The organism is Salinibacterium sp. NG253, assembly GCF_015864945.1.
GTDB lineage: Bacteria > Actinomycetota > Actinomycetes > Actinomycetales > Microbacteriaceae > Rhodoglobus.
Window position 1 is genome coordinate 341,857 of the sequence record NZ_JADYWF010000002.1, and the last position, 25,633, is coordinate 367,489.

Here is a 25,633-nt window from a genome sequence, read left to right on the forward strand (position 1 = left end):
TTGAATATCGTTGTTCATCCCGGGAGGAACGAATGCCTCGCACCATCGCCATCATCGGCGCTGGTCCTTCGGGACTCGCCGCTGCCCGGGCTCTCGATAAGGCGGGCATCCACTACGTCGGTTTTGAGTCGGCAGACGACGTCGGTGGTCTCTGGAATATCGACAATCCGCGCAGCACGATGTACGAGTCTGCGCACCTCATTTCCTCGCGCACGACGACCGAGTTTCACGAACTACCCATGCAGACCACGGCCGATTATCCGAGCCATCGCGAACTCAAAAAGTACTTTCGGGCCTACAGCGATCGCTTCGATCTGGGCGAGAAGTTCCTGTTCAACACCACCGTGGAACGCCTTGAACCGGCCGATGATGGTGGCTGGAACGTCACGAGCACCACCACGGGGCACGAGCCGCGAACGGAACGCTTCGACGGTGTTGTGCTTGCTAACGGCACGCTAGCCCACCCCAGCATCCCGCAGTTTGAAGGTAAATTTGCTGGTGAGATCATTCATTCGAGCCAGTACAAAAAGGCCACGATGTTTGCCGGCAAACGCGTGCTCGTAGTGGGCGCTGGCAATAGCGGGTGTGACATCGCCGTGGACGCGGTGCACCATGCCGACAGCATCGACCTGAGTGTGCGCCGGGGCTACTACTTTGTTCCGCGCTACCTGTTTGGCAAACCAGCGGACACCCTCAATCAGGGTCGCCCGCTGCCAGCCCGCCTCAAGCAATTCATCGACAAGCGAGTGTTGCGCGCGTTCACGGGTGACCCGGTGAAGTTCGGCTTTCCTCAGCCCGACTACCGCATCTACGAATCACACCCCATCGTGAACACTCTCGTGCTCGGCCATCTCGGCCAGGGCGACCTGCGCGTCGTGCCCGCACCCGAGCGCTTTAACGGGAATACGGTGCACTTTACGGATGGCTCCGAGGCCGACTACGACCTCATCGTGTTGGCTACCGGGTACACGCTTGCGTACCCCTTTGTGGGGGCTGAGCACCTCAATTGGTCTTCCGACGCGCCCGAGCTGTATGTGAATATTTTTCCGCCTAGTTTCAATGGTCTCTACGTCATGGGAATGATTGAAGCGAGCGGCATCGGCTGGCAGGGGCGATACGAACAAGCCAAGCTTCTTGCGGCCTATCTGGCGGCTCAAGACACGGCGCCCCGCGCCGCCGCCCACTTTCGCGAAACAGCCGAAGAACCGTGGCCCGACCTCACCGGCGGCTACAAATATTTGGCGCTCGAGCGCATGTCGTACTACGTCAATAAGGATGCCTACCGACGCACCATTCGACGCTTGCTTGAGACGCTCACCCGAAAGGCCAGCTCATGACGATCGATGATGCGCAACTCAACTTCAGCCCTGGCTCGCTCATCGCGCTCAGCATCGTGCTTGGCCTCATCATGTTCGGAATCGCCCTCGATACGAGCCTCGAAGACTTTCGGGCAGTTGTGAAAGCACCCCGCGCGTTCGCCATCTCGCTCGTTGCCCAACTCGTGCTTTTGCCCGCGGTCACCTTCGGCCTCACCCTGCTGTTGCAGGTCGGCCCGTCGATTGCCCTCGGGATGATTCTGGTCGCGTGTTGTCCGCCGGGAAACATTTCACAAGTGCTCACCTATCGGGCGCGGGGCAACGTCGCTCTCTCGGTCTCGATGACGGCAGTCACCAATGTGATCTACATCGTCATGCTGCCCGTGAACCTGTCCCTGTGGGGCGGCTGGCACCCCACCGCGTCCAGCATTCTAGAAACTGTGAGCCTCAACGCCGGGCAGATGTTGCTCGAAATTGTGCTCATCATCGGGCTGCCGTTTGCTGTGGGCTTCGCCATCAAAAACCGCTGGCCTGCCTTCGCTAAGAAGGTGCAACCCACCGTGAAATGGATCAGTCTGCTCGCGCTCCTCGGCTTCATCATTGCGGCGCTCGCCGGCAATTTCCAGTTCTTCATTGCCTATGTGGGGATCGTGCTGCTCGCCGTGTTTCTGCACGATGCGATCGCGCTCGGTCTCGGCTACGCGAGTGCGCGACTCGGCGGACTCGCGCTCTACGAAGCCAAAGCAGTCACGTTCGAAGTTGGCATCCGCAACGCGGGACTCGGGCTCGGTTTAGTCTTCACCTTCTTTGGGGGACTAGGCGGAATGGCCGTTGTTGCGGGATGGTGGGGTATCTGGGACATCATCGCGGGCCTCGCGCTGGCGACCTGGTGGGGACGCCGAAAGGCTCGGGGCGTCAATGACGGCTCGGGGCCGATCTCCGGCAGCCCCGCAAACGAAGCGGAGGCACACGCATGAGTCGAGTTCTTGTGACGGGTGGCACCGGGTTCTTGGGCACCTCGGTAGTGGCCGGGTTGGCTGCATCCGACGCCATCGAGTGTGTGGTGAGCGCCGATATTCGCACTCCCAGTCCCGGGGTGCGGCTGCCGGGTGTGCTCTACGAACGCCTCGATGTGACGGATGCTGCGGGCCTTCCTGCCCTGTTGCGTCGCCACCACATCGACACGGTGGTGCATCTCGCTTCTATCGTGAACCCTGGCAAGAGCACGACGGTGAGCCAAGAATTCGCGGTTGATGTGGAGGGCTCCCGCGCCGTCTTTGACGCCTGTGTCGAAGCGGGGGTCTCGCGCATCGTCGTGTCGTCGAGCGGTGCCACCTATGGCTATCACGCCGATAACCCGGAGTGGATCACCGAGACCGCTCCTCTTCGTGGCAATGACGACTTTCCTTATAGTCGCCACAAGCGCATGGTCGAAGAGATGCTCGCTGAGTTGCGCGAGACGACCCCGCAGCTGACCCAGACCATTTTTCGGATCGGCACCATTGTGGGCCCGTCTGTTGAGAACCAGATCACCGCGCTGTGGGACAGCCCGCGCGTGCTGAAACTCACCGGCGCAGACAGCCCTTTCGTGTTTGTGTGGGTGGATGACGTTGTTGAGGTCATGGTGCGCGCCGCGAGCGGTGGGCCGGCAGGCATCTTCAACGTGGCTGGCGATGGAAAGATGACTGTTCGCGAGATCGCAGCAGCGCTCGGCAAACGATTGATAATCATCCCGCCGTGGCTCTTTAGTGTCGTCTTGACGGTCGGGCATGCTCTGAAGCTCACGCCGCATAAACGAGCACAGGTGAAGTTCTTGCTCTATCGCCCGGTGCTCGATAACGGCGCTCTCAAGTCAACGTTCGGGTTCACGCCCCGCAAGTCGAGCCGTGAGGCCTTTAGCGCGTATCTTGAGGCGAAGGCGCTGCGCTAGCGGGCTGCTCGCGGTTGGCCGGTGCCCACGGAGAGGCCCACCTCAATTCTGTATACAGTTCATCCAAAATTTGGCTTGATTTCTCTCCGAACATGCTTAGACTGGAGTTCTTGTATACAAAACTGCGTTTGCGGGCTTTTGTCCCTACGTCGGTTTGACGGTCTCAGGAGGCGCGCATGGCAACACCCATCCGTGCCAGTGACCGCGCCTATCAAGCCCTGCGCGACGACATCGTCGAGTGGCGTCTGGCCCCCGGAACGATTCTGGGCGAGGTTGAGCAGGCTGCGCGGCTTGGGGTGTCCCGCACCCCGCTGCGAGAAGCACTGTCTCGACTGATGACGGATGGGCTGGTGTCGAGCCAGTCCGGTCGCGGGCTTGTCGTTACCGATGTATCGGTCGACAACATCCGCGAACTCTTTGATGTGCGCAAAGCGCTTGAAGTGAAAGCGGTGCGTTTGGCAGCACAACACCACACGGGAAGCACGTTTGCTGACCTCGAGCGGGAGTTCGAAACCGTGCCCGAGTTGCTTGCACGTGACGACAGTGACCGCAGCGCCTATTTCGATCTTGTGCGCCGTTTCGACGCGGCCGTCGATGATGCTGTCGAGAATGACTACCTCACCGGTGCGCTCAATTCGTTGCGCACGCATCTGGTGCGGGTGCGGCGTCTCGCCAAAGATAACCCCGAGCGCTTGGCGGCGGCGGCCAAAGAGCACCTTCTTATTGTGCAGGCCATCGTTGCCGGCGATCCGGAGCTAGCCGCCCACGCCACCCATGTTCATCTCCATCACGCGCTCACGAGCGCACTAGCCATGGCCGCAGAATCCCCCCTGCGCGCCGCCAATTGAAAGGCTCCACTGTGAAAAACCATGCCCTCCGCGTCTACCGCAGCGATGAAAACCTCGCTCGCGAAGACCAACTCGCCCACAAGATTGCCGAAATCGCTGCCGAGCAGCTTGAACCAACGGATGCCGTGACCGACATGGTCATCAACCGTGTGATTGACAACGCCGCTGTTGCCACCGCATCCCTCACCCGCGCGCCCGTCGTCTCGGCTCGGGCTCAAGCGGAGCGTCACCCCGCAGAGCCAGGCTCGACGGTCTTCGGCTCCGACGAGCGTGTCAGCCCGGAGTGGGCAGCCTGGGCTAACGGTGTTGCTGTGCGCGAGCTCGACTACCACGACACGTTCTTGGCCGCCGACTACTCGCACCCCGGCGACAACATCCCGCCGATCTTGGCCGTTGCTCAGCACACGGGGCGCACCGGCGCTGACCTGTTGCGCGGAATCGTCACGGGCTACGAGATTCAGATCGACCTCGTGAAGGCGATCTGCTTGCACAAGCACAAGATCGACCATGTTGCCCACCTCGGCCCGAGCGCGGCCGCCGGCATCGGAACCCTTCTCGGCCTCGACACCGAAACCATCTTCCAGGCCGTCGGCCAAGCGCTGCACACGACGACCGCCACGCGCCAGTCGCGCAAGGGCGAGATCTCCACGTGGAAGGCATACGCTCCCGCGTTTGCCGGCAAGATGGCCGTCGAAGCTGTCGACCGTGCCATGCGCGGCCAGACCAGCCCCACCCCGATTTACGAAGGTGAAGACGGCGTGATTGCGTGGATGCTCGACGGTCCCGACGCGCACTATGAGGTTCCGCTGCCCGAGCTAGGGGAGGCGCGCACCGCGATCCTCGACTCGTACACGAAGGAACACTCGGCCGAGTACCAGGCGCAGGCGTGGATCGACCTCGCCCGCAAACTGGGGCGCGAGCATCCAGAGCTGATTGAAGAGAACATCAACCGCATCGTGCTGCACACGAGCCACCACACGCACTACGTGATCGGCTCGGGCGCTAACGACCCGCAAAAGTACGACCCCAACGCGAGCCGCGAAACGCTCGACCACTCCATCCCGTACATCTTCACGGTTGCCCTGCAAGACAAGGAATGGCACCACGTCAACAGCTACGCGCCTGAGCGTGCCAACCGCGCGGACACGATTGCACTGTGGAAGCGGGTCTCGACCGAAGAAGACCCCGAATGGACGCGTCGCTACCACTCGATCGACCCCGCCGAGAAAGCCTTCGGCGGTCGCGTCGAGATCGAAATGACCGACGGCAGCCGCATCGTCGAAGAGATCGCTGTCGCTGACGCTCACCCGCTCGGCGCTCGACCCTTCGCCCGCGAGCAGTACATCACCAAGTTCCGCACCCTCGCGGATGGCGTGCTTGCGAGCGACGAAATCGAACGCTTCTTGGACGTCGCTCAGCGCCTGCCCGAGCTTTCGCCATCCGAACTGGGTGGGCTGACCGTGCGCGGCAACTTCCCCGCCATCACCGCCAAAGGAATCTTCTAATGCTGTACGCCTCCACAGATCCAGCCACCAAGCGTGCCCAGTTTCGCGAGCGTCTTGCCAGCGGCGAACTGCTGCGCGTGCCCGGCGCCTTCAACCCGCTGAGCGCCCGCCTCATTCAAGACAAGGGCTTCGACGGCGTCTACATTTCGGGTGCCGTCATCAGTGCCGATTTGGGTTTGCCCGACATCGGCCTGACGACTCTCACCGAGGTCGCCGGTCGTTCGCAACAGATTTCGCGGATGACCGACCTGCCGTCACTCGTTGACGCCGACACCGGCTTCGGCGAACCCATGAACGTCGCTCGCACCGTGCAGACTCTTGAAGATGCGGGTGTCTCCGGGCTTCACATCGAAGATCAGGTCAACCCGAAGCGCTGCGGACACCTCGATGGCAAAGCGGTCGTCGACACTGACACCGCCCTCAAGCGCATCCGTGCCGCGGTCGATGCCCGACGTGACCCCAACCTGCTCATTATGGCTCGCACCGACATCCGCGCCGTTGATGGCCTAGAGGTAGCGATGGACCGCGCGAAGCAGCTTGTTGATGCCGGAGCTGACGCGATCTTCCCCGAGGCGATGAAAGATCTGAGCGAGTTCGAGGCGATGCGTAAGGCCGTGGATGTTCCGATCCTCGCAAACATGACAGAGTTTGGTAAGAGCGAACTTTTCACGACAACCCAATTGGGCAATATCGGCGTAAACATTGTTATTTACCCCGTAACCCTGTTGCGTAGTGCCATGGGTGCTGCGGAGCGCACTCTCGATGCAATCAACGCCGACGGCACCCAGCAGGCTGCTGTCGGAGAGATGCAGACGAGGGCTCGCCTGTATGAACTGCTCGACTACGAAAGTTACAACACCTTCGATTCATCGGTGTTCAACTTCACGCTCGACAACCACCACTAAACGACGCACTCATTAACTTGAACTCGAAAGACACCACCGAGGAGCACCATGACTGACCTAACAGGTACCCCCGCCACCGAGATTCGCAAGGGGCTTGCCGGCGTTGTTGCCGACACCACCGCGATCTCGAAGGTGAACCCGGAAACCAATTCCCTGCTTTACCGCGGTTATCCCGTGCAAGAACTGGCCGAGAAGTGCACCTTCGAAGAGGTGGCCTATCTGCTGTGGCACGGCGAACTGCCCACCGGCGAGCAGCTCGAAGAGTTCCAGCGCGTCGAGCGGGCGCAGCGTCACCTCGACGCTCACACCAAGCGTGTGATCGACGAGCTGCCGCTCACCGCGCATCCGATGGATGTCGTACGCACCGCCGTTAGCGTGATCGGCGCGATGGATGACACCCTCACCGACCCCGCCAGCATGATCGACGCAGACCTCAACTTTCAGCGCTCGCTGACTCTCTTTGCGAAGCTGCCCGCGATCATCGCGTACGACCAGCGTCGTCGTCGGGATCAGGAACTTGTTGAGCCGCGCGACGACCTCAGCTATTCGGCCAACTTCTTGCACATGACCTTCGGCGAGGTTCCTGACCTCGTTGTCGTGAACGCGTTCGACGTCTCGATGATTTTGTACGCCGAGCACTCCTTCAACGCCTCGACGTTCACCGCTCGTGTCGTTACGAGCACGCTCAGCGACCTCTACAGCGCCGTCACGGCCGCAATCGGCGCCCTCAAGGGTCAGTTGCACGGCGGAGCGAACGAAGCCGTCATGCACGTCTTCGACGAGATCGGCACTGCCGCAAACGCCGAAGAGTGGCTCGAGAAGGCGCTCGCCGACAAGCGCAAGATCATGGGTTTTGGCCACCGGGTCTACAAGAACGGTGACTCGCGGGTGCCCACCATGAAGGCGGCGCTCGAAACGCTCATCGCCGAATATCGCCGCCCCGACATGATGGAACTCTACGAGGCACTCGAAACGGCCATGACGAGCCGCAAGAACATCAAGCCGAACCTCGACTACCCGAGCGGCCCCGCCTACAACCTCATCGGCTTCGACACCGACATGTTCACGCCGCTGTTCGTCGCTGCGCGAATCACCGGCTGGACCGCTCACATCATGGAGCAGGCTGCTTCGAACGCCCTCATCCGCCCCCTCGCGGCGTACTCGGGAGTTGACGAGCGCCACATCAGCTAGCCTTCGTGGTTTGCGTTGGGGCGTAGCGCCCAAGGTTCTCCTCCATGCTGCTGCACGATGGGGGAGAATCCTTGCCCTGAGTTCGTCTCAGGAGTACCTTGATGTGCAACATGGATCTCGTCCATTGTGAGACTCATGTCGAACTAGGGGGAGAGACATGACTTACATGGCAAACTTCGATCTCATCGATTTCGAGATCGAGCGTCCCGATGAATCGAGCGGCGATGAGCCATACCTCATCGCGATCTTTTGGGCTCTAGACGGCAACATTAGTGTCGCTCCTGACGGGTCTTTGACCGGCACTCCTCAAATGGTTTTTCGCGGAGGAAATCACGAAAACATCGTTCGGCGAAGCTTGTCCGCTGCCGATGGCCCGGTGGCCATTCCTGATTCAGTAGGCAGGGCATCCATCCGGATCTACGATTTCCCTCCCGCGATTCCGAGCTTTATCACCCCCAGAGTCGGGATGACTGTTGTTGCGATGGAAGAGGACAACACGCCTGATTCCTGGATCAATGAGATCACTCGCGATATCGGTGTAGGAATTCCTAGTTTTGCGACATCGTTTATCGGCGGGCTAAACACGTCTTCGCTGGTCGACGAGGAGTCCCTTACCGCAACCATTCGCGATTTCGAAGTTCGTATGAAGCAGGAAATCGGCGTAATCTCCCGAAAGGTGGCTGCGCGGCGAATCGGGAGAAGTCTCGGTTTTGGACTCTTTGGTGCGGCCGATCGAGATGATGAGATCGGTCAGTCGAGCACGTGGGCGCAGGCGTCAAGGACGCAGGTCGTGACCTCGGACGCGAGACTCGTGCTTGAACAACCCCCGAGCGGCGGTGGGTTGTCTGGCGGAGGGTCCGGGGCAGATACCGCTGCGGCCCGCTACGTCGTTCGGAGCAGAATTACGATAACGCCGGAAGATGTGGCGCTTCCGCCGCTGTTCGTCGACATCGATTTCTTTGGCAGAGATGACGATAGAACAGATGAGATCCATGACCCGCCTCGTTCGTCGTTCCCCATAGAGCCCGGTAGGCAGGTTAGCCGTGCTTATCGCTGGGGAGGCGAGCTTCGTGTGGAATATGACTTCACCGTTCAGTTCGACGTTGCAAGCGGCGATGCACACTTGACCGTGAACGGCCGGCTGTACGAAGGTACGCACGAGCTGACTCAAGATCTTGACGGTGTTGGCACTCTGAACCTTTCAGCCCGAGCCGGCACTCGGAATACTGCAGAATTGACGATCCGAAACGGTGAATGGCGCTCTGACGATACGGGTCGCCTCGATGTCGTGCTTCGCAATGGAGTCTGAGGGCGGCCTTCTGCGCTGACCGGGGATCCGCTTGCGCCTGCCCGTCGCCTACTCGGGCCTCGACGATTGCGGGATCACTCGAGAGCTACACGAACGTTGATTGAATCGTCAGTCGTGAGTGGCAGGATGGGGACATGACTGTTCCCCAGATTGAACTCAACGACGGCAATTCCATCCCGCAGCTCGGGTTCGGAGTCTTCAAGGTTGACCCCGCAGAAACCGAGCGCATCGTCACCGACGCGCTCGAGGTTGGCTACCGCCACCTTGACACCGCCATGATTTACGGCAACGAGCAGGGCGTCGGCAATGCCATCAAGGCTTCGGGCATCCCGCGCGAAGAAATCTTCCTCACCACCAAGCTGTGGAACAGCGACCAGGGCACAGACTCGGTTCGCGATGCCATGGATCTCAGCCTTGAAAAGCTGGGTCTCGACTACGTCGATCTGTATCTCATCCACTGGCCTCGCCCCGACCTCGACCGTTACCTTGAGACCTGGCTCACCATGGAAGAGCTCAAGGCTGCGGGCAAGACGCGTTCGATCGGTGTCAGCAACTTCCACCGCCCGCACCTCGAGAAGATTCTTGCGGGAAGCGAAACGGTGCCCGCAGTAAACCAGATCGAACTTCACCCCGCTTTTGCTCAGCGCGAGCTCCGCGCCTATGGTGCCGAGCTTGGCATCCACACTGAGGCCTGGGGCCCGCTTGGGCAGGGCAAGTATGACCTCTTCAGCGAGCCAGCGTTGCAGACTGCTGCCGCCGCCCACGAGGTCTCACCTGCTCAAGTTGCGATCCGTTGGCACCTGCAGAGCGGCATCATCCTGTTCCCCAAGTCGAACTCGCGCGAGCGTATGGCCGAGAACTTCGATGTCTTTGGTTTCGAGCTTTCTGCGGATGAGATGGCATCGATTGATGCGATCGATCGCGATCAGCGTGTGGGCACGAACCCCGACGAGGCTACTTTCTAGGGAAGATTCGCGCTTCGTATCGAGGCCGGCATCCGCACTCCTTTCGGTGAGCGGGTGCCGGCCTCTGTCGTGGAGCCGCTGGTACGCTTGAGCTTCACAGAGTGTTGCTCGGGCTGGTTTTCAGCGCGCAACACAACGAATTGAGCGGCGAGGACCAGAGTCATGACAAACCCCGGTCTCTATCAGAGCCCCACCGAAGGCTGGGCGTTCATTCCGTTTCTGGGTGCCGTTGCCACTTTTGGAATTGCCGTAATCGCTGTCCTGTATTGGCTTGCGGGGCCTGGCCGCAAATTCCGGCTCCGAGCGCTTGCGCTAACCGTGCTGGCGATTGCCGCCGGAACGGCCAGCGCGCTTGGCTTGATCGCAACCGCAGCCAGTTTCGAGGAACGGGATATTGCTGCTTTCGCGGACTACACGACTGCCGTGCAGGAGTGGGCGGCAGAAGAATACGGTGTGACGCTCACGGCTGACGATGTCGTCGACATGTCCCAGGGCCGGCCGGCCGTGGTCGATCGATACGGCTCCGACTGGCGGGTACTGCTCGAAGTTTCGGGGCTCAACGGCGACGTGGAGTTTCACGAAACTCGTGAGATTCCGAGTCCCTAAGCGTCGATACCCACCGCAACCCCGGGCGGCGTATCCACAAGTAACCCCGTCCCCGCGAACGCAGCTTCGAAGTCGGCGCGGGTTTCGGTGAAGTGTTCCCAGCCTTCGGTGTGGAGGCCGACCACGTGGCTGGCGCCCACAATGCGGGCGGCTTCAGCGGCATCCGCTGACGTCAAGGTGAGGGGACCGTTGACCGCGGAGATGCGGGCAGCACCCGCGAAGAGCACGGCGATGCTGATGTCGGGGAAGCGGTCGGCGATTTGCTGCACGAGCGGCAGGGAGGCGTTGTCGCCGCTGACGTAGATGGTTGGTTCGCCCTCGGCCTGCAGCACGAAACCGGTGACGGGGCCGAGCCGGGCCTCGGAACCGGGAGGGCCATGCAGGGCCGGCACTGCGGTGACGGTTACGGCGCCGACTTCGCGGGATTCCCACGAGTCGAGGCCGACAACACCGCCACCGAAGAGGTCAGAGCCCGCCTTCATGGTGCTGATCGTCAGCACGCCGGTGGCGAGGAGTTCGAGTCCCTCGTAGTCGAGGTTGTCTTGGTGTTCGTGATGCGACAGCAACACCAGATCGACAGCGCCAACATCCGCTCGGCTCAGCGCCGGACCCGCTGTCTTGGTGAGCGGCACACCGCCCTCGTCGGGGTAGAGCTGTGGGGCATCGAATGTGGGATCAGTCACGATGCGCAATCCCGCATATTCGAGCAACGCGGTGGGGCCGCCAATGTAGGTCACGGTCAACTTCGACATACTCTGAGACTATGCCCAATCGTCTGGAAACTGCTGCGAGCCCGTACCTGAGATCACACGCCACCAATCCGGTGGACTGGTGGGAGTGGTCTGCCGAAGCTTTTGCCGAAGCGGAACGCCGAGATGTGCCCGTGCTCGTCTCCATCGGCTACTCCACGTGCCACTGGTGCCACGTGATGGCGCGGGAATCCTTCAGCGACCCCGTGCTGGCCGCCTACCTCAACGAAAACTTCGTGGCGATCAAAGTCGACCGCGAAGAGCACGCCGAAGTGGACTCCACCTATCTGGCCGCGGCATCCGCCTTCACGCCCAACCTGGGCTGGCCCCTCAACGTGTTCGTCACGCCAGCGGGGCGAGCCTTCTTTGCCGGCACCTACTGGCCGCCGACCGCGGTGGGGCAGCATCCGGCATTTCGGCAAGTGCTCGAATCGGTGTCGGATGCGTGGACTGCGCGGCGTGAGCAAGTCGAGACCAGCGGCAATGCGATTGCCCAAGCGCTCGCTCAGAGCCGCGGTGTCGAGAGCGAGCTCGTCGCCGACTTTGCGCCCGTGATCGATGCGCTCGCGGCCGCCGAAGATCTTTACCATGGCGGATTCGGCGACGCCCCCAAATTTCCGGTCACCCCGGTGCTGCGGTTCCTTCTCGATCGCGGCGCCCGCTCCGCCGAACACTCGCCCGAGGCAGCCGGTCTCGCCGACCGCACGCTGAAGGCGATGGCGGCATCCGCCCTGCGCGACCCGGTTGATGGCGGGTTCTTCCGCTACTCCACCCAGGCCGACTGGACCGACCCGCACTACGAACGCATGCTCTACGACAACGCCCAACTGCTTGCCGCCTACGCGCTCGCCGACTCGGCTGAGATCGCGGCGGGCGTCGCCGAGTTCTTGCGCGACAAGCTGCTGCTGCCCTCAGGAGCATTCGCTTCGGGCCTCGATTCCGAGAGCACCGTCGACGGCAAACGTGTCGAAGGCTTCTACTATTCGCTGGATGCCGCGAGCCGCGCCCGCGTCGAAGCCCCGCCCCGCGACGACAAGATCCTCACCGGCTGGAACGGTCTCGCCATCGAAGCCCTTGCCTTGGCCGGCGCCCGTCACGGCAACGCCGAGTGGATCGCGCTTGCTCGCGGTGCCGCCGACTTCTTGCTCGCGGAGCACGTGGGTGTTGGCGGTGCGGGGCATCGCCTCGTGCGCACCTCCATCGACGGCATCCTCTCCGACGCGGCAGCAACCCTCGAAGACAGCGGGATGCTCGCTCAAGGCCTGCTCGAACTCTCGATCGCCACCGGTGAGGTCTGCTATGCGCTCGCCGCCCGCGACCTCATCGACGGTGCGCTCGCTGCCGGAGCCGCAGGCTCGGGAAGCTCACCCTTTGGCCTCCCCGGCGGCAGCGACTCCGTGCTCGCCGCGCAAGGACTCTCGACCGAAGCCGACATCAGTGACGGAGCCCACCCCAGCGGCCTCAGTGCGATGGCCGCCGCCGCCCACACCCTCTTCGCGCTCACCGGCGACGCCCAATATCGGGATGCCGCCGAGGCTTCTATGAAGCTGGTCGGCCAACTCGCAGCCCAGCAACCCATCTCGTTCGGAACCGCCCTCACCCTCATGTCGGAGCTCGGTGCACCCCTGCGCCAGCTCGTCGTCGTAACCGGGGATGAGGCAGTCGCGGCTGCCTCCGGCGTGGCTGCCGATGCGGCTGGCGACGCCTCCGACGGAAGCGCCGCAACGAGCGGCGAGCTCACGAGTCTGGCGCGCACGCTGCACCGCGCTGGGGGCATTGGTGTTGCGGTCTCGCAGGCTCAGGCCGACGCTTTTGCGGCATCGGGCTTTGAGCTGTTTGCTGCCCGCACCGCTACCGGCGGCGAACCGACGGCCTACCTCTGCGAAGAGTTTGTGTGCCGCTTGCCACTCACTGATGCGCCTGCGCTGGAGGCACTGCTGGGCGCGAACTAGCGCCTGTAGCGGCCGTGCCGACCGGATACAGAATCCCGAGCGCCTGCCGCACGTGCACGTACTGCGTGAGGAAGGCGCGTTCGTCGAGGCGTTTGCGGCGCATCCATGAGGTCACTTCGCTGTTGCTTTTGCTCGCGTTGCAGGAGCCGCAGGCGGGAACGACGTTGCCGACGGTGTAGCTGCCGCCGCGGGAGATTGGCTGCACGCAATCTTTCTGCAGCGCAGCATCGGTGGCGGTGCAGTAGGCGCAGCCGCCCCATTCGCGCTTGAGCTCTTCCCACTGCTCGGCGGTGAGAGTGTTGTCGGCGGCATCGACCCGGCGTTTGCGGCGTCGGGCAGCACGCGCGCGTCGAGTCTGAGCTACAGCCATAGGGCTAAGTTAGTGCACCGCAGCCCTCAACTGGCGGACGACGCAGCAGCCCGCGACATCCGCGAACCCCCACCCGGGTTCTCTAAGGTTCCCGGAGTCATCAGTAGCAGTGCGACGCCACCAACCACGGCAGAGGCGACGAGCAGCACGATGAGGGGCGCCGTCCAGTTGCCCGAGATGGCGTGAACGACACCGAGCGACAGCGGTCCGAGGGCTCCGAGCACGTAGCCGACTCCCTGCACGAAACCGCTGAGCGCGATCGAGCCTTCGAAGGTGAGGGTGCGTAGGTTGACCAGCAGCAGGCTCAGCGGAAAGATCAGCGTGCCGATTCCGAGGATGGAGACCCACAGCCACGTCATGACCGATGGCGCCAGAATGAGGCCGAGATACCCGACAACGAAGGCGGCAACGCCCGGGTAGACGAGGTGCAGGGGTTCGCGCATCCGATTCGCAATTATGGGCACAAAGATGGCGGCGGGGATGCCGATGGTCGCGAATAGCGAAAGAAGTTGCCCCGCTTCGGTTTCGGTACTTCCTGCGGTCGCTACCAGCAGGGGTGGCAGCCACGCGAACATGGCATAGCCGTTGAAGCTGGAGATGGCGAAGATGAGCGAAACGCCCCACGCGATTCGCGATTTCCAGAGGCCACCGATGCGGGGCGTCGGAATGGTGGAGGCGGCATTGGCGGTGTCTCGACTGCGGCGCCCGACAACGAGTGCGATCCACGGGATGATCGCCAGCATGCCTATGAGTGCCCACGAGCCGAGCGACTCACGCCACCCCGTCGCCTGCGCGAGAGGCACTGCCAGCAACGGTGGCACGAGCGCGCCGACGGAGATGAGCGTCACATACAGCGAGGTGACGAGCCCGATGCGGCGCGGAAAGTACTTCTTGACGAGCGGCGGCAGGAGAACGTTCGCGACGCCCATGCCGAGAAAGGCAAAGATGCCGCCGACGAGTAGACCCGCGAATGAGAAGCTCGTGGCGCGCACAAGCTGACCGCCCACAATCGCGACGAGCGCACCGAGCAAGATCCACTCAGCGTGAAAACGCCGACTGACCAGATGCATCGTGAGGCCAGCGAAAGCGAAACATGCCGGCGCAAGCATACCGAGGATGCCGAGAGCCACACTGTCGAGCGAAATGTCCCGCTGCACCGCCACAATGATCGGTGACAGTGAGGCAACGGCGGGGCGAAGGTTCAGGGCGACGAGCAGGATGCCGGCCAGGGCGATGGGGCCACCCCAGCGTCGATTCACAGTGGCCAAGCCGGGTTCGCGCTGCTCGGCCGGGTCTGCTCGTACCAGTGGCTGGCGCGCATAACTTCGAGGTCGTCGTAGCGACGACCGGCGATTTGCAGACCGATCGGGCGACCGTCGGCGGTGAAACCACAGTTCAGAGTCGATGCTGGCTGTTCCGAGAAGTTGTAGGGAGCCGTGTAGGCAATGTGGTGCAGCGAGGTCGCGGCATCATTGCTGGGCATCGGCCACTCGGCAGGGAACGCTGCGACGGGCGATGCCGCCGACAACACGAGATCGTAGGGCGCGGTGGAGCGCACCGTGCTGTCACGCATCGACTGAATGGTTTGGTAATGACGCAGTGATTCAACGCCGGTAACGCCCTGACCGGCGAGCACCCAGTCTTGGATGAACGGCAGCACCATTGCTTGACGCTCCGGGCTCAGCGCCTCGAAGTCTCCGAGCGAACGCACGCGCAAGAACATGTCGAGGTCATCGAGATACTCCTCGGTCATGGGCGGAGCTATCTCGGTGATCTCGGCACCGGCGGCAGCAAAGTGGCTGACGGCATCCTGAATCGCAGCGGCAACCTCGGGGTCGGTCGGCAAGCCAGCGCCACCCTCCAAGTGGAAGGCAACCTTCTTGCCGCGCATCGCGGAGTCTAAGTCGGGATAGTGGATGTCGCTCCAGTCGAGATCTTGCTGGCCGAGGCTCGTGTAGTCACGAATGTCGGGTCGCGTCATCACGCTCATCATGAGAGCAGCGTCATCGACCGTGCGGGTGAGGGGGCCTGCGACGCGCCCCATGTAGGGCGGATCGACGGCGACGCGTCCCGAGCTGGGCTTGAGCGTAAAGAGCCCGAGCCACGTTGCGGGAAGGCGCAGTGATCCGCCGATGTCAGAACCGGAATGCAGTGGGCCAACGCCCGCCGCCGCTGCAGCACCGGCTCCACCGCTGGAACCACCGACAGTCCACGCGGGGTTCCAGGGGCTGCGAGTGATGCCGTGCAGCGACGAGACACCCGAGGAGAGCATCCCGTAATCAGGCATCACCGTGATTCCAAAAATGACGCCACCCGATTCTTTGAGACGGGCCGCGAGAGGGCCGTCAGCGGTGGCCGGAGGTGCGTCGAACTTGGCTGCCGTGCCCGAAGGCTGGCTGAAACCGGCCAGCGCGACGTTCTCTTTGATCGTGGCCGGAACGCCGTCGATGGCGCCCAGCGGTTCGCCAGCAGCCCAGCGCTTCTCGCTCGCCTCAGCCGCAGCGGTAGCCCCCGCGGCGTCGATGGCGTAAAAACAATTCAATTCAGCCTGCTTGGCTTCCGCTCGCTCGAGCACAGCGCGGGTGACCTCCACGGGCGAGATCGCTCGGCTCGCGAAGAGAGAACCTAGTTCGGTCGCAGTCAGCGTTGCCAAGGATGCGGTGCTGCCGGTGGGGTTGATGGTCATGCGAGGACACTCCAGTCGAGGTCAGTGGGGAGAGGGAAACGTTCCAAAGTCACTACCGGGGTCGTCACGGTGCGAGCAGAATCGATGGCATCCAGAATGGCCAGACGCATCGCCTCGGCTGAGGCCGTCTGCAGAGCGAAGAGCGAGGCAACGCGGCCGCTGCGGTCATCGCCGGCCAGTTCCTTTTTGGACGTAGCGAGCACAAAGACGGTGTCGCCATCGGTGAGGGTATGCACCGGGTTCAGCACCCGAGCGAACCCGTCGTGAGCCGTCGTCGCGGTTCGAGAGGCCTCGGCCGGATCGAGAATCGCATTCGTCGCAACTACAGCGATGGTCGTGTTGAGTCCCTGCGGCGGCGATGCCGAACGCACCGGCTCGAGGCCAGCCGCCGCGGCTGCAGCCTTACCGCCTGCTGTCGTCGACGCAGCCGTCTGAGGCAGCCACGGCATCCCGACCGCATTCACGACCACGATCGCCCCGACCACAATTCCGGCGTTGTCTCCCGTGAGGGTGACGGATGCTGTGCCCACGCCGCCCTTGTAGATACCGCCGAGCGCGCCGCCGGTACCCGCACCGACGTTGCCACGGTCGACCGGGCTAAAGGGTGGGCTGGCGGCAGCGGCTGCTGCGGCGTCGTAGCCCATCTGCTCGGTGGGGCGATTGGCGAATTCGCCACCGCGCCCGAGATCGAAAATTGCTGCTGCCGGAACGATCGGCACGACCTCGTGGGGGAGAGTGCCGACCAGAATGCCGCGCTCATCCTCGGCACACCAGCGCTGAGCGCCCTGGGCTGTCGCTAGACCAAAAGCACTCCCGCCCGTAAGCACGACAGCATCGACCGTGGGCACCAGAGTGCGTGGATCGAGGGCATCGGTTTCGTGAGTGCCGGGCCCACCGCCGCGCACATCAACGCCACCAATCGTGTTGGTGTCGGGCAACACCACGGTCACGCCACTGAGCCAACCATCGCCCTGTTTGTTGACCTGTCCAACCCGGATGCCGTCGACATCGGTGATCGAACCAACGTCGCGACGGCCGGTCGCTGCTGCGCCGCTCACGAGCGGGCCCGTCCGGCGAGCTCGGAGATCGACGGCGTCGCACTCACAAGCTTCTGGGTGTACGGGTGAAGTGGATTGTCGTAGACATCATCGGTCGGTCCGCATTCGACGATGCGACCATCCGACAACACTGCGACGGTGTCGCACGCGTGCCGGATAACCCCGAGATCATGCGAGACGAACAAGAGCGTGAGTGCGTACTCGTCGACCAAGTCCGAAAGCAGATTGAGCACCTGCGCACGCACCGACACATCCAAAGCGCTCACCGCCTCATCGGCCACCAACACGCGTGGACGAGTGATGAGGGCCCGCGCGATAGAAATTCGCTGGCGCTGACCACCCGAGAACTGGTGCGGATGACGGTGCATGACATCCGCATCAAGACCGACGGATTCCAACTGGGCAATCACTCGCTCGCGGGACTCCTCGCGGCTGACACCTCGTAGTGGCTCCGCCACGATCTGCTCAACCTTCATGCGCGGATCGAGCGACCCCATGGGATCTTGGAACACGATCTGCACTTGGCTGCGGAAGTCGCGCAACTCGCGCTCCTTCGCGCCCGCAAGCTCTTGCCCGGAGACCGTAATGCTGCCGCCGGTGGGCTCATCGAGAGCACACATCAGACGCATCAGCGTCGACTTTCCTGACCCTGATTCGCCGACAATGCCAAAGCGTTGGCCTTTGGCCACATCGAAATCGAGCCCACGCAAACCATGCACGACGGGCGGCTTGCCAAAGAGTTTGCCACCACCGCGGCGCTTGTACTGGCGCGTGAGCTCGCGAACCCGAATCAGCGGTTCGCCCGGAATCTCGTTGAAGATGATTCGCTCGTCGGGATCGGTGCGGCGCTGGTGCGGGATCACGAAACCTGGCGTGCTGGCGATCGCGGGAGCCGCCACGGCAGGCTCAGCCGCTGCGGCATCCGCAGAAGCAACGTCAGCAACCGCACCAGCGGCGCCAGCAGCGGCAGCGGCAGGCGAGCCAACCGCAGGCTCCTCCAGCGCAGCGGCGAGCTCAGCAGCGGTGGGAAGAGTGATCGCACTCGTGGCAATCGTGTGCAGGCGACCCCGCTCATCCACGACAGAAAGGTTCGACGCGGCAATCAGTGCCTTGGTATACGGATGCTGCGGGTTGGTGATGACCTGCTCAACCGTGCCGTCTTCCACGATGTCGCCCTTGTACATCACGAGTACGCGCTCGCAGACCTCGGCGACCACACCAATGTCGTGGGTGATGAAGAGCAGCGAGGTGCCGCGTTCGGTGACGAGACCTTCGATCAGGCGCAGCACTTCTGCCTGCACCGTGACATCCAGAGCGGTGGTTGGTTCGTCGCACAGCAGCAGCTGGGGGTCGTTCGCCATCGCCATCGCGAGCATGACGCGCTGGCGCTGACCACCCGAGAGCTGGTGGGGGAACGCGAGCGCGGCCTCGGCGGGGTTCGGCAGCTTCACTTGCGCCAACAGCTCTACGGCGCGGGCGGCGGCAGTCTGGCCGGAAGGAACCGTGCGGTGCTGGGTCATGATCTCGGCAACCTGCGCGCCAACCTTCATGAGCGGGTTCAGTGCGGTCATGGGCTCTTGGAAGACCATGGCCATGGTGTTGCCGCGCAATTGGCTCAACGTGGATTCGGAGGCGTGCACGAGATCTCCGTGGCCGCCGGCAAGGTGAATCTCGCCATTGGCGGCGAGAGTCTCGGGTAGTAATCCCATGACGGATGTTGCCGTCAGCGACTTGCCAGAACCCGATTCTCCGATTAGTCCGACGCGCTCGCCGGGAGCGATGTCGAAGCTGATGCCGTGGAGTAGCTCGGCGTAGGCGGAGTTGACGGTGAGGTTGCGAACGCTGAGCGTCGGTTCGATGGGGGCGTCTGTCGTGGTCATCGTTTTACCTGCATTCTGGGGTCGAGCCGGTCGCGTAATCCGTCGCCGAGGAGGTTGAAGCCGAGCACCGCGATCGCGATCGCGATTCCGGGCCAGACCACCAAGAGCGGTTGAACGTAGAGGTAGCCCTGGGCGTCCTGCAGCATGCGGCCCCACGAGGGGGTCGGCGGGGTGGTTCCAAGTCCGAGGTACGAGAGGGCTGCTTCGGCAAGTACGGCGATGCCGAAGGAGACGGATGCTTGCACGATAAGAATTCCGGAGATGTTAGGCAGCACGTGCTTCACTCCCACGAACCAGCCGTTCTTTCCGGAGGCTTTGGACGCCTGCACGTACTCGCGACTCATCACCTGCTGGGTACCACTGCGGGCGATGGAGGCGAAGGACGGTGCTGAACCGATGCCGAGCGCGACCATCGCGGTGGTGGTGTTTGCTCCGAAGACGGCACCGAAGATGATGGCGAGCAGCAGGGCGGGGAAGGCGAGCAGGATGTCGTTGCCACGCATCATGAACTGGTCGAGCCGGCCGGGATTCATGCCCGCGACGATGCCGAAAGGCACACCGAGTATGGCTGCGATACCGACGGCGACGATTCCGACGATCAACGAAATTTGAGCACCACGAAGGATCGAACTGAGTACGTCACGCCCGAAGTTGTCGGTGCCGAGGAGGTGCTCGGCGCCGGGGGGAAGCAGAAGCTCTCCAGGAAAGACACCTTCGGGGTCGAAGGGAGTCCAGAACGCGGAGAGCACTGCGGCGAAGACGACGAGGCCGATCAGGATGATGCCGACGACGAGGTTTCCGTTGCGGCGTTTGCCCGAAGGAATGGCGTTTTTACGCAGGCGCGGAGCTGCGGGAGCGGGAGTGGTTGTCGTCATGATGCGCTCCGGAGTCGGGGGTCAACGATGGTGTATGCGATGTCGATGAGAAGGTTGAGCAGCAGTACCAAGGCCACGAGAACCATCACGATTCCTTGGATGCTGGGCAGGTCGCGCAGGGCTACCTTGTCGAGCAGGAGGCTGCCGAGGCCGGGGATCGCGAAGACGCGTTCGATGACGACGGCGCCAATCAGCAGCGATGCAATCTGAAGGCCGAGCACGGTCATCACGGGGATGGCGGCGTTGCGAAGGCCGTGTCGCATGAGCGCACGGTTGGGGGTGAGGCCCTTGGCGCGGGCGGTGCGGAGGAAATCTTCGCGCATGACTTCGAGTACCGATGATCGGACGTAGCGGCTGAGCACTGCGCCCTGCACCGAGCCGAGCGCGATGGCCGGAAGGATGAGGTGCTCAAGGAACCCGACGAAGTCGTCTCCCGGGTCATCCCAGCCTCCAGCCGGCAGCCATTTGAGCTTCACGGCGAAGAGCGCCACAAGAAGGATTCCGAAGAGAAAGCCGGGGATCGAGATTCCGATTTGGCTGATGCCGGAGATGATCACGCCGTCGGCTTTGTTCTGGCGAACGGCCGAGAGGATGCCCATCGGGATGGCGAAGAGCAGCGCGAGAATCACGCTGGAGATCACGAGCACTCCCGTGATGGCGAGAGCGTCGCCGATCTGGGGCCCGATCTCTTGGCCCGACACTGTTGAGGTGCCGAAGTCGCCGATGAGGAGGTGTCCGAACCAGTCGAAGAACTGCACGTAGAGGGGGCGGTCGAGGCCCATCAGCTGCTCTTGAGCGGCGACTTGAGCTTCGGTTGCCTCGATGCCGAGGGCGACGCGCGCCGCATTGCCGGGGAGGATCGACAACATCAAGAAGGTGATGATGGATGCCGCCACCAGAGTCGCAGCAAAGATGCCGATTCGGCGGGCGATGGTCAACAGCATGTTAGGGCCTTTTCGCAGTGATGGATCTGGGGCCTGGCGGGCGGAGCCGGAGCGTCAGGGATGGTGACGTACCGGCCCCACCCGTCAGGGGAGTGGTGCTGGTGAGGCTAGTTCTAGCGTGCGATTGTTGTCAGGTCGAATGACAACGTCGGCGCGTTCAGCGGAACTCCGGTGAGGTCAGCGTCTGCCGCCGTCACGTTCGGGTTGAGGAAGAGCCAGTCGGCCGCGGCTTCTTCAGCCATGGTCGCGCTAGCTTCCTTCATCAACTCGACGAAGGTTGCTTCATCGCTTGCATCTGCTTCAGCGAACAGGGCCATTACTTCGGGGTTGTCGTAACCCGCGTAGTAGGTCGGCGCTGCAAACGCGCTGATGTCACGCGGTTCTGTGTGGGCGATGATCGAGATGTCGTAATCGTGGTTGGTGAAGACCTCGTCGAGCCAGACTGCGGGGAACTCCAGTGTGGTGACGTCGGCGGTGATGCCGACCTGAGAGAGCTGATCCTTGACGACCTGTCCGGCATCCACGGCGTAGGGCAGGTTGGGGAGCTTCATCGAGACGGTGAGGTCGCTGACGCCTGCTTCAGCCAAAAGTGCTTCGGCCTTGGCGGGGTCGTAGGGGTAGAGGTCAACGAGTGAGTCATCGAACCAGGGGTCAGTGGGCGGAACCATCGAGCCGATGAGCGAACCGTAGCCGCTGTTCACGGTGTCGAGAACGGCCTGGCGGTCGACGGCGTACATGACAGCTTGACGAACGCGAACGTCGCTGAAGGCGTCACTCTGGTTGTTCAGCGTCATCGTGGTCTCGCCGGTTGAGGTTCCTTCGTAGACGGCAAAGTCGTCATCCGATTCGAACTGGCCGATGAGCTGGTACGCGGTGAGCGCGGAGATGAGGTCGATGTCTCCACCCAAAAGCGCGTTGGTCTGGGCGGTGGCGTCGGCGTAGTAGTTGAACGTGACGTCGCTCATGAAGGGTGCTTCGCCCCAGTAGTCGTCACGTTCGGTCAGCTCGAGGCTGGTACCCGAGGTGAATTCGCTCACGTCGTAGGGGCCGGTGCCGACTGGGTCTGTGGCGAGGTCGTCGATGCCGTCGGGGCTGAACATCGTTCCGACCGGGCCAGCCATGTTGAAGAGCCAGCTGTTGCTCGGTGCGCTGAGCGTGATGGTGACCTCGGTGTCAGAAACGACGTCGACGGAGGAGATGGGATCGAGGTACGACGGGCCATTGGCGGTCCAGTTGTCGGCGACGCGTTCGAGGCTGAACTTGACGCTCTCGGCGGTGAAGGGTGAGCCGTTGGAGAAGGTCACGCCCTCGTGCAGGAGGAACGTGTAGACGAGTCCATCGTCACTGACCGTGTAGGACTCGGCGAGCAGGGGCTGGATGTCGCCGGCGTTGTCGATTTTGACGAGGCCTTCGTAGACGTTGTAAAGCAGCGCCTGCGGGATTGCGGCACCACCGGTGGTCGAGTAGTCGAGGCTTGCCGGGGAAGCGAGCAGGCCGACAACGAGTTCGGTGCTGGCGGCGGCATCGCTGGAATCGTCGGCGGCTGAACATCCGACGAGGGCGAGAGAAGCAACCATTGCGGTTGCGGTGATGGCGAGGGATTTCCGCCGGGTAAAGGACCTCATGTCTAGACAATCTCCTTGGTTTGTTTCCGAATTATTGCGGGAATGGAGCGGTGCGAAACGGGGGTGAAATGTGATGGATAACGGCCCGAAACAACTGGTCTGACCAGTACACTTGGGGCGTGTCCGATAGTGTGGCACGGTCGTCGAAGGTCGTCAACACGAGGCGCACAATGATCGAAAACCGGCAACAATGATGTGCAAAAGGAAAGTAGATGACTGACAAAACTGGGTTCGTCGCCGTCAAGCCTGTGCGCGCGTATGAAGCGATCGTGGAACAAATCGAGCAGGCGATCGCCACGCGTCAGCTTAATCCCGGAGATCGTTTGCCGAGCGAACGAGACCTCATGGGCACCTTCGCGGTCAGCCGCGCTACGGTGCGCGAAGCACTCCGCGTGCTCGAAAGCGGTGGGCTGGTGCGCTCACGCCCCGGTGATCCTCGCGGTCCTGAAATTCTTCAAGCGTCACCGGCGACGCTGCATAAAGCGATGAACCGTCTGGTGCGCAGCGGCACGATCAAACTCTCCGAACTGGTCGAGTTTCGCGTCATGCTCGAAGGGGCATCCTGCACGCTTGCTGCCGAACATCGCACCCCCGAGCAGCTCGAAGAGATGCGCGCTGCCGTCGAAGCAATGGAATCAAGCATCGCCGGCGGGTCAGCAGTATTTAGCCAAGCGGATGTCGATTTTCACGCCACCGTGTGGGAAGCAAGCCACAACCAACTCATGCAGATTTGCGGTGATGCGGCTCGCGGCGCACTCGTTGATCTGGTCAATGACCGCATCGACAGCGCTCCTGACTCCGGCGCGCAAATGAAGCTCTCGCTCGCCCATGACTATGAGATCTTCAACGCCATCGAAGCCCAGGATGGTGCTCGGGCCGGGCAGCTGGCCCGCACCTTCGTCATCGAGTACTACGGCGAAATGATCGAGCACGGCGATCGCAACGGCCTTGCCCTTCTGGGAGTGCCGAGCGAGTAATTCCCCTTGGGCCTAGCGCCCCGCGCGTCGTGACGAGATGACCCCGGTGTCGAAACCCATGAGGTTGAGTCCGCCGTTGAAGCGGGCGTGCTCCACCTTGAGGCAGCGGTCCATGACGATGGTGAGCCCCTGCGATTCGGCGTAGACGGCGGCTTCTTCATTCCAGATTCCGAGCTGCACCCACACAGTCGTTGCGCCGATCGCGAGCACATCCTCGATCACGGCGGGAATGTCGCTGGCTTTGCGAAACACGTCAACAATGTCGGGCACTTCGGGCAGCGACGCAAGGTCGGGGTAAGCCTTCTGGCCCAGAATCGTGTCGGCGTTGGGGTTCACGAAATACACCCGGTAGTCGGTGGACTGCAGCAGGTACGTGCCCACGAAGTAACTCGACCGCGAAGGATTGGGGGAGGCCCCGACAATCGCGATCGACTTCGCACCGCGCAGGATCGTGGCACGCTTTTTGGCATCCGGTCCCACCCAGGTGCGCTGCGATTTCAGCAGCTTGGCGAGCGGGGAGCTGGCGGGCAGGTCGCAGGTGAGCCCATTGCTGAGCTGGGTGGTCTGCACTTCTTCTGTCGACATCCTTAGCCCTTCACTGCGGTGGTCAATGCCTGATCGAGATCGGCGATGATGTCTTCGGGGTCTTCGATTCCGACGCTGATGCGCACAACGCCGGGCAATACGCCGCCGTCGATGAGTTGCTGCTCGGTGAGCTGCGCGTGCGTTGTTGACGCGGGATGAATCACGAGCGTTTTTGCATCACCAATGTTGGCAAGGTGGCTGGCCAGCTCGACGCTCTCGATGAACTTCTGGCCGACGGCTCGACTGTTCTGCGTTCCCGTGCCGCGAACCTCGAAGGAGAACACCGAACCGGCACCCTTGGGCAGATATTTCTGCGCACGCTCGAAGTGTGGATGCCCCGGCAGACCTGCCCAGTACACGGTTTCGATGCGCGGGTCAGCTTCGAGCCACTCGGCAACGATGCGGGCGTTGTCGACGTGGGCTTGCATCCGGAAAGGGAGGGTCTCTACGCCGGTCGCGAGCAACCAGGCCGAGTGCGGGGCAAGGGCGGGCCCGATGTCGCGCAACTGCTCAGCGCGCAGCCGGGTGAGGAAGGCGTATTCGCCAAAGTTGCCGCTCCAGTTGAGGCCGCCATAGCTGGGAACAGGTTCATCGAAGAGGGGGAAGTGCTCATTGGCCCAGTCGAAGCGGCCGCTCTCTACGACGACACCGCCGAGAGTGGTGCCCGCGCCGCCAAGAAACTTGGTGGCCGAGTGAGTGACAATATCGGCGCCCCACTCGATCGGGCGGCTCAAATACGGGGTCGCGACCGTCGAGTCAATGACGAGCGGAATGTTGTGGGCATGAGCTACCTCGGCAAGGCCCTCGATGTCGGCAATCTCGCCGGAGGGGTTCGCGATGGTCTCCGCAAAGATCAGCTTTGTCTTCGGGGTGATCGCCGCCGCATAGTCGGCAGGGTCGGAAGAGCGCACAAACGTGGTATCGACCCCAAAACGGCGCAGCGTGACATCCAACTGCGTAATCGAACCGCCATACAGGTTGGCACTCGAGACAATGTGATCGCCAGCACCCGCAAGCGCTGCGAACGTGATGAATTGTGCGCTCAGTCCGCTGCCGGTCGCTACAGCGCCGAGGCCGCCCTCGAGCGACGCGACCCGTTCCTCGAAGCTGGCGACCGTCGGGTTAGCAAGCCGGGAATAGATATTGCCGTACTTCTGCAGAGCGAAGCGGGCGGCAGCATCCGCGGTGTCATCAAAGACGTAGGCGCTCGTCTGATAGATCGGCAGAGCGCGAGCGCCCGTCGCCGCATCAGGGATGTTGCCCGCGTGAATTGCACGCGTGCGGAAACCATAGTCGCGATCAGCCATGGCTTCAGGCTACAGAAACGGATGCCGCCGGCGGTCTTTCGACGTAACAG

General features: G+C 62.5%; 23 protein-coding genes. 12 read left to right on the plus strand and 11 right to left on the minus strand.

Translation table 11 applies throughout. From position 1 onward, the window contains the following. Nucleotides 1-32 precede the first annotated feature (32 nt). From I6E52_RS11505 to I6E52_RS11550, 10 genes are all read left to right on the plus strand, one after another. A complete protein-coding gene (locus I6E52_RS11505; protein WP_197157570.1) occupies nt 33-1,337 on the plus strand; it encodes an NAD(P)/FAD-dependent oxidoreductase in 1,305 nt (434 codons plus the stop codon). Next, the gene (locus I6E52_RS11510) at nt 1,334-2,293 is read left to right on the plus strand and encodes a bile acid:sodium symporter family protein (RefSeq protein ID WP_197157572.1); all 960 of its coding nucleotides are present in this window, start codon (nt 1,334-1,336) and stop codon (nt 2,291-2,293) included. Before I6E52_RS11505 ends, I6E52_RS11510 begins: the two co-directional genes overlap by 4 nt. Further along, nucleotides 2,290-3,246: an NAD-dependent epimerase/dehydratase family protein gene (locus I6E52_RS11515; RefSeq protein WP_197157574.1), complete on the plus strand. Its 957-nt coding sequence runs from the start codon at nt 2,290-2,292 to the stop codon at nt 3,244-3,246. Before I6E52_RS11510 ends, I6E52_RS11515 begins: the two co-directional genes overlap by 4 nt. A gap of 176 nt (nt 3,247-3,422) precedes the next feature. After that, on the plus strand, nt 3,423-4,094 hold the full coding sequence (locus tag I6E52_RS11520; protein ID WP_231602078.1) for a GntR family transcriptional regulator: 672 nt from the start codon (nt 3,423-3,425) through the stop codon (nt 4,092-4,094). Nucleotides 4,095-4,105: 11 nt separating this feature from the next. Further along, a complete protein-coding gene (locus I6E52_RS11525; protein ID WP_197157576.1) occupies nt 4,106-5,599 on the plus strand; it encodes an MmgE/PrpD family protein in 1,494 nt (497 codons plus the stop codon). Next, on the plus strand, nt 5,599-6,504 hold the full coding sequence (prpB, locus tag I6E52_RS11530) for a methylisocitrate lyase (RefSeq protein WP_197157578.1): 906 nt from the start codon (nt 5,599-5,601) through the stop codon (nt 6,502-6,504). The genes I6E52_RS11525 and prpB overlap by 1 nt, the downstream gene beginning before the upstream one ends. 48 nt (nt 6,505-6,552) lie before the next feature. Further along, nucleotides 6,553-7,695, plus strand: coding sequence for a bifunctional 2-methylcitrate synthase/citrate synthase (locus I6E52_RS11535; RefSeq protein ID WP_197157581.1), 1,143 nt, complete (start codon nt 6,553-6,555; stop codon nt 7,693-7,695). A 157-nt stretch (nt 7,696-7,852) separates the two neighbouring features. Further along, on the plus strand, nt 7,853-9,004 hold the full coding sequence (locus I6E52_RS11540) for a hypothetical protein (RefSeq protein WP_197157583.1): 1,152 nt from the start codon (nt 7,853-7,855) through the stop codon (nt 9,002-9,004). Between the two features lie 134 nt (nt 9,005-9,138). Next, a complete protein-coding gene (locus tag I6E52_RS11545) occupies nt 9,139-9,969 on the plus strand; it encodes an aldo/keto reductase (protein ID WP_197157585.1) in 831 nt (276 codons plus the stop codon). 162 nt (nt 9,970-10,131) lie between these two features. Further along, nucleotides 10,132-10,575, plus strand: coding sequence for a hypothetical protein (locus tag I6E52_RS11550; protein ID WP_197157587.1), 444 nt, complete (start codon nt 10,132-10,134; stop codon nt 10,573-10,575). Here I6E52_RS11550 and I6E52_RS11555 read toward each other — a convergent pair. After that, nucleotides 10,572-11,327 (minus strand): MBL fold metallo-hydrolase, encoded by a 756-nt coding sequence (locus I6E52_RS11555; RefSeq protein ID WP_197157589.1) that lies wholly within the window; start codon nt 11,325-11,327, stop codon nt 10,572-10,574. The genes I6E52_RS11550 and I6E52_RS11555 overlap by 4 nt on opposite strands. 11 nt (nt 11,328-11,338) lie before the next feature. Here I6E52_RS11555 and I6E52_RS11560 point away from each other — a divergent pair, with 11 nt between their 5' ends. Then, the gene (locus I6E52_RS11560; RefSeq protein ID WP_197157591.1) at nt 11,339-13,276 is read left to right on the plus strand and encodes a thioredoxin domain-containing protein; all 1,938 of its coding nucleotides are present in this window, start codon (nt 11,339-11,341) and stop codon (nt 13,274-13,276) included. Here the strand turns inward: I6E52_RS11560 and I6E52_RS11565 are convergent. The 8 genes from I6E52_RS11565 to I6E52_RS11600 all read right to left on the minus strand — a co-directional run bounded on the left by I6E52_RS11565 (nt 13,233) and on the right by I6E52_RS11600 (nt 22,714). Then, nucleotides 13,233-13,646: an HNH endonuclease gene (locus I6E52_RS11565; RefSeq protein WP_231602080.1), complete on the minus strand. Its 414-nt coding sequence runs from the start codon at nt 13,644-13,646 to the stop codon at nt 13,233-13,235. The two genes, I6E52_RS11560 and I6E52_RS11565, sit on opposite strands and share 44 nt — an antisense overlap. A gap of 26 nt (nt 13,647-13,672) precedes the next feature. After that, nucleotides 13,673-14,905: a CynX/NimT family MFS transporter gene (locus I6E52_RS11570; RefSeq protein ID WP_197157593.1), complete on the minus strand. Its 1,233-nt coding sequence runs from the start codon at nt 14,903-14,905 to the stop codon at nt 13,673-13,675. Further along, nucleotides 14,902-16,332, minus strand: a complete 1,431-nt coding sequence (locus I6E52_RS11575; RefSeq protein ID WP_197157595.1) for an amidase — start codon at nt 16,330-16,332, stop codon at nt 14,902-14,904. Before I6E52_RS11575 ends, I6E52_RS11570 begins: the two co-directional genes overlap by 4 nt. Next, nucleotides 16,329-17,390: a P1 family peptidase gene (locus I6E52_RS11580; protein WP_197157598.1), complete on the minus strand. Its 1,062-nt coding sequence runs from the start codon at nt 17,388-17,390 to the stop codon at nt 16,329-16,331. Before I6E52_RS11580 ends, I6E52_RS11575 begins: the two co-directional genes overlap by 4 nt. Beyond that, nucleotides 17,387-19,270, minus strand: coding sequence for an ABC transporter ATP-binding protein (locus tag I6E52_RS11585; RefSeq protein ID WP_197157600.1), 1,884 nt, complete (start codon nt 19,268-19,270; stop codon nt 17,387-17,389). Before I6E52_RS11585 ends, I6E52_RS11580 begins: the two co-directional genes overlap by 4 nt. Continuing rightward, nucleotides 19,267-20,145 carry an ABC transporter permease gene (locus I6E52_RS11590; protein ID WP_197157602.1) on the minus strand — a complete coding sequence of 293 codons (879 nt, stop codon included), beginning with the start codon at nt 20,143-20,145 and terminating at the stop codon, nt 19,267-19,269. The genes I6E52_RS11585 and I6E52_RS11590 overlap by 4 nt, the downstream gene beginning before the upstream one ends. Continuing rightward, complete coding sequence (locus I6E52_RS11595) at nt 20,142-21,089, minus strand: ABC transporter permease (RefSeq protein ID WP_197157604.1); 948 nt, start codon at nt 21,087-21,089, stop codon at nt 20,142-20,144. Before I6E52_RS11595 ends, I6E52_RS11590 begins: the two co-directional genes overlap by 4 nt. Nucleotides 21,090-21,202: 113 nt before the next feature. Further along, complete coding sequence (locus tag I6E52_RS11600) at nt 21,203-22,714, minus strand: ABC transporter substrate-binding protein (RefSeq protein WP_197157606.1); 1,512 nt, start codon at nt 22,712-22,714, stop codon at nt 21,203-21,205. Between the two features lie 212 nt (nt 22,715-22,926). On the opposite strand from I6E52_RS11600, the gene I6E52_RS11605 reads away from it, so the two are divergent. Next, nucleotides 22,927-23,691, plus strand: coding sequence for a FadR/GntR family transcriptional regulator (locus I6E52_RS11605; protein WP_197157608.1), 765 nt, complete (start codon nt 22,927-22,929; stop codon nt 23,689-23,691). Between the two features lie 12 nt (nt 23,692-23,703). Here I6E52_RS11605 and I6E52_RS11610 read toward each other — a convergent pair whose 3' ends face one another. Both I6E52_RS11610 and I6E52_RS11615 read right to left on the minus strand, forming a co-directional pair. Next, nucleotides 23,704-24,276 carry a CoA-binding protein gene (locus I6E52_RS11610; RefSeq protein WP_197157610.1) on the minus strand — a complete coding sequence of 191 codons (573 nt, stop codon included), beginning with the start codon at nt 24,274-24,276 and terminating at the stop codon, nt 23,704-23,706. A 2-nt stretch (nt 24,277-24,278) separates the two neighbouring features. Next, complete coding sequence (locus tag I6E52_RS11615; RefSeq protein ID WP_197157612.1) at nt 24,279-25,583, minus strand: O-acetylhomoserine aminocarboxypropyltransferase/cysteine synthase family protein; 1,305 nt, start codon at nt 25,581-25,583, stop codon at nt 24,279-24,281. Nucleotides 25,584-25,633 lie beyond the last annotated feature (50 nt).

What these genes read in the sequence shown, in the direction of transcription:
- I6E52_RS11505 (WP_197157570.1), top strand. Translation starts at nt 33, where the DNA reads ATGCCTCGCACCATCGCCATCATCGGCGCTGGTCCTTCGGGACTCGCC.
- I6E52_RS11510 (WP_197157572.1), top strand. Translation starts at nt 1,334, where the DNA reads ATGACGATCGATGATGCGCAACTCAACTTCAGCCCTGGCTCGCTCATC.
- I6E52_RS11515 (WP_197157574.1), top strand. Translation starts at nt 2,290, where the DNA reads ATGAGTCGAGTTCTTGTGACGGGTGGCACCGGGTTCTTGGGCACCTCG.
- I6E52_RS11520 (WP_231602078.1), top strand. Translation starts at nt 3,423, where the DNA reads ATGGCAACACCCATCCGTGCCAGTGACCGCGCCTATCAAGCCCTGCGC.
- prpB (WP_197157578.1), top strand. Translation starts at nt 5,599, where the DNA reads ATGCTGTACGCCTCCACAGATCCAGCCACCAAGCGTGCCCAGTTTCGC.
- I6E52_RS11535 (WP_197157581.1), top strand. Translation starts at nt 6,553, where the DNA reads ATGACTGACCTAACAGGTACCCCCGCCACCGAGATTCGCAAGGGGCTT.
- I6E52_RS11540 (WP_197157583.1), top strand. Translation starts at nt 7,853, where the DNA reads ATGACTTACATGGCAAACTTCGATCTCATCGATTTCGAGATCGAGCGT.
- I6E52_RS11545 (WP_197157585.1), top strand. Translation starts at nt 9,139, where the DNA reads ATGACTGTTCCCCAGATTGAACTCAACGACGGCAATTCCATCCCGCAG.
- I6E52_RS11550 (WP_197157587.1), top strand. Translation starts at nt 10,132, where the DNA reads ATGACAAACCCCGGTCTCTATCAGAGCCCCACCGAAGGCTGGGCGTTC.
- I6E52_RS11555 (WP_197157589.1), bottom strand. Translation starts at nt 11,327, where the DNA reads ATGTCGAAGTTGACCGTGACCTACATTGGCGGCCCCACCGCGTTGCTC.
- I6E52_RS11560 (WP_197157591.1), top strand. Translation starts at nt 11,339, where the DNA reads ATGCCCAATCGTCTGGAAACTGCTGCGAGCCCGTACCTGAGATCACAC.
- I6E52_RS11565 (WP_231602080.1), bottom strand. Translation starts at nt 13,646, where the DNA reads ATGGCTGTAGCTCAGACTCGACGCGCGCGTGCTGCCCGACGCCGCAAA.
- I6E52_RS11575 (WP_197157595.1), bottom strand. Translation starts at nt 16,332, where the DNA reads ATGACCATCAACCCCACCGGCAGCACCGCATCCTTGGCAACGCTGACT.
- I6E52_RS11585 (WP_197157600.1), bottom strand. Translation starts at nt 19,270, where the DNA reads ATGACCACGACAGACGCCCCCATCGAACCGACGCTCAGCGTTCGCAAC.
- I6E52_RS11590 (WP_197157602.1), bottom strand. Translation starts at nt 20,145, where the DNA reads ATGACGACAACCACTCCCGCTCCCGCAGCTCCGCGCCTGCGTAAAAAC.
- I6E52_RS11595 (WP_197157604.1), bottom strand. Translation starts at nt 21,089, where the DNA reads ATGCTGTTGACCATCGCCCGCCGAATCGGCATCTTTGCTGCGACTCTG.
- I6E52_RS11600 (WP_197157606.1), bottom strand. Translation starts at nt 22,714, where the DNA reads ATGAGGTCCTTTACCCGGCGGAAATCCCTCGCCATCACCGCAACCGCA.
- I6E52_RS11605 (WP_197157608.1), top strand. Translation starts at nt 22,927, where the DNA reads ATGACTGACAAAACTGGGTTCGTCGCCGTCAAGCCTGTGCGCGCGTAT.
- I6E52_RS11610 (WP_197157610.1), bottom strand. Translation starts at nt 24,276, where the DNA reads ATGTCGACAGAAGAAGTGCAGACCACCCAGCTCAGCAATGGGCTCACC.
- I6E52_RS11615 (WP_197157612.1), bottom strand. Translation starts at nt 25,583, where the DNA reads ATGGCTGATCGCGACTATGGTTTCCGCACGCGTGCAATTCACGCGGGC.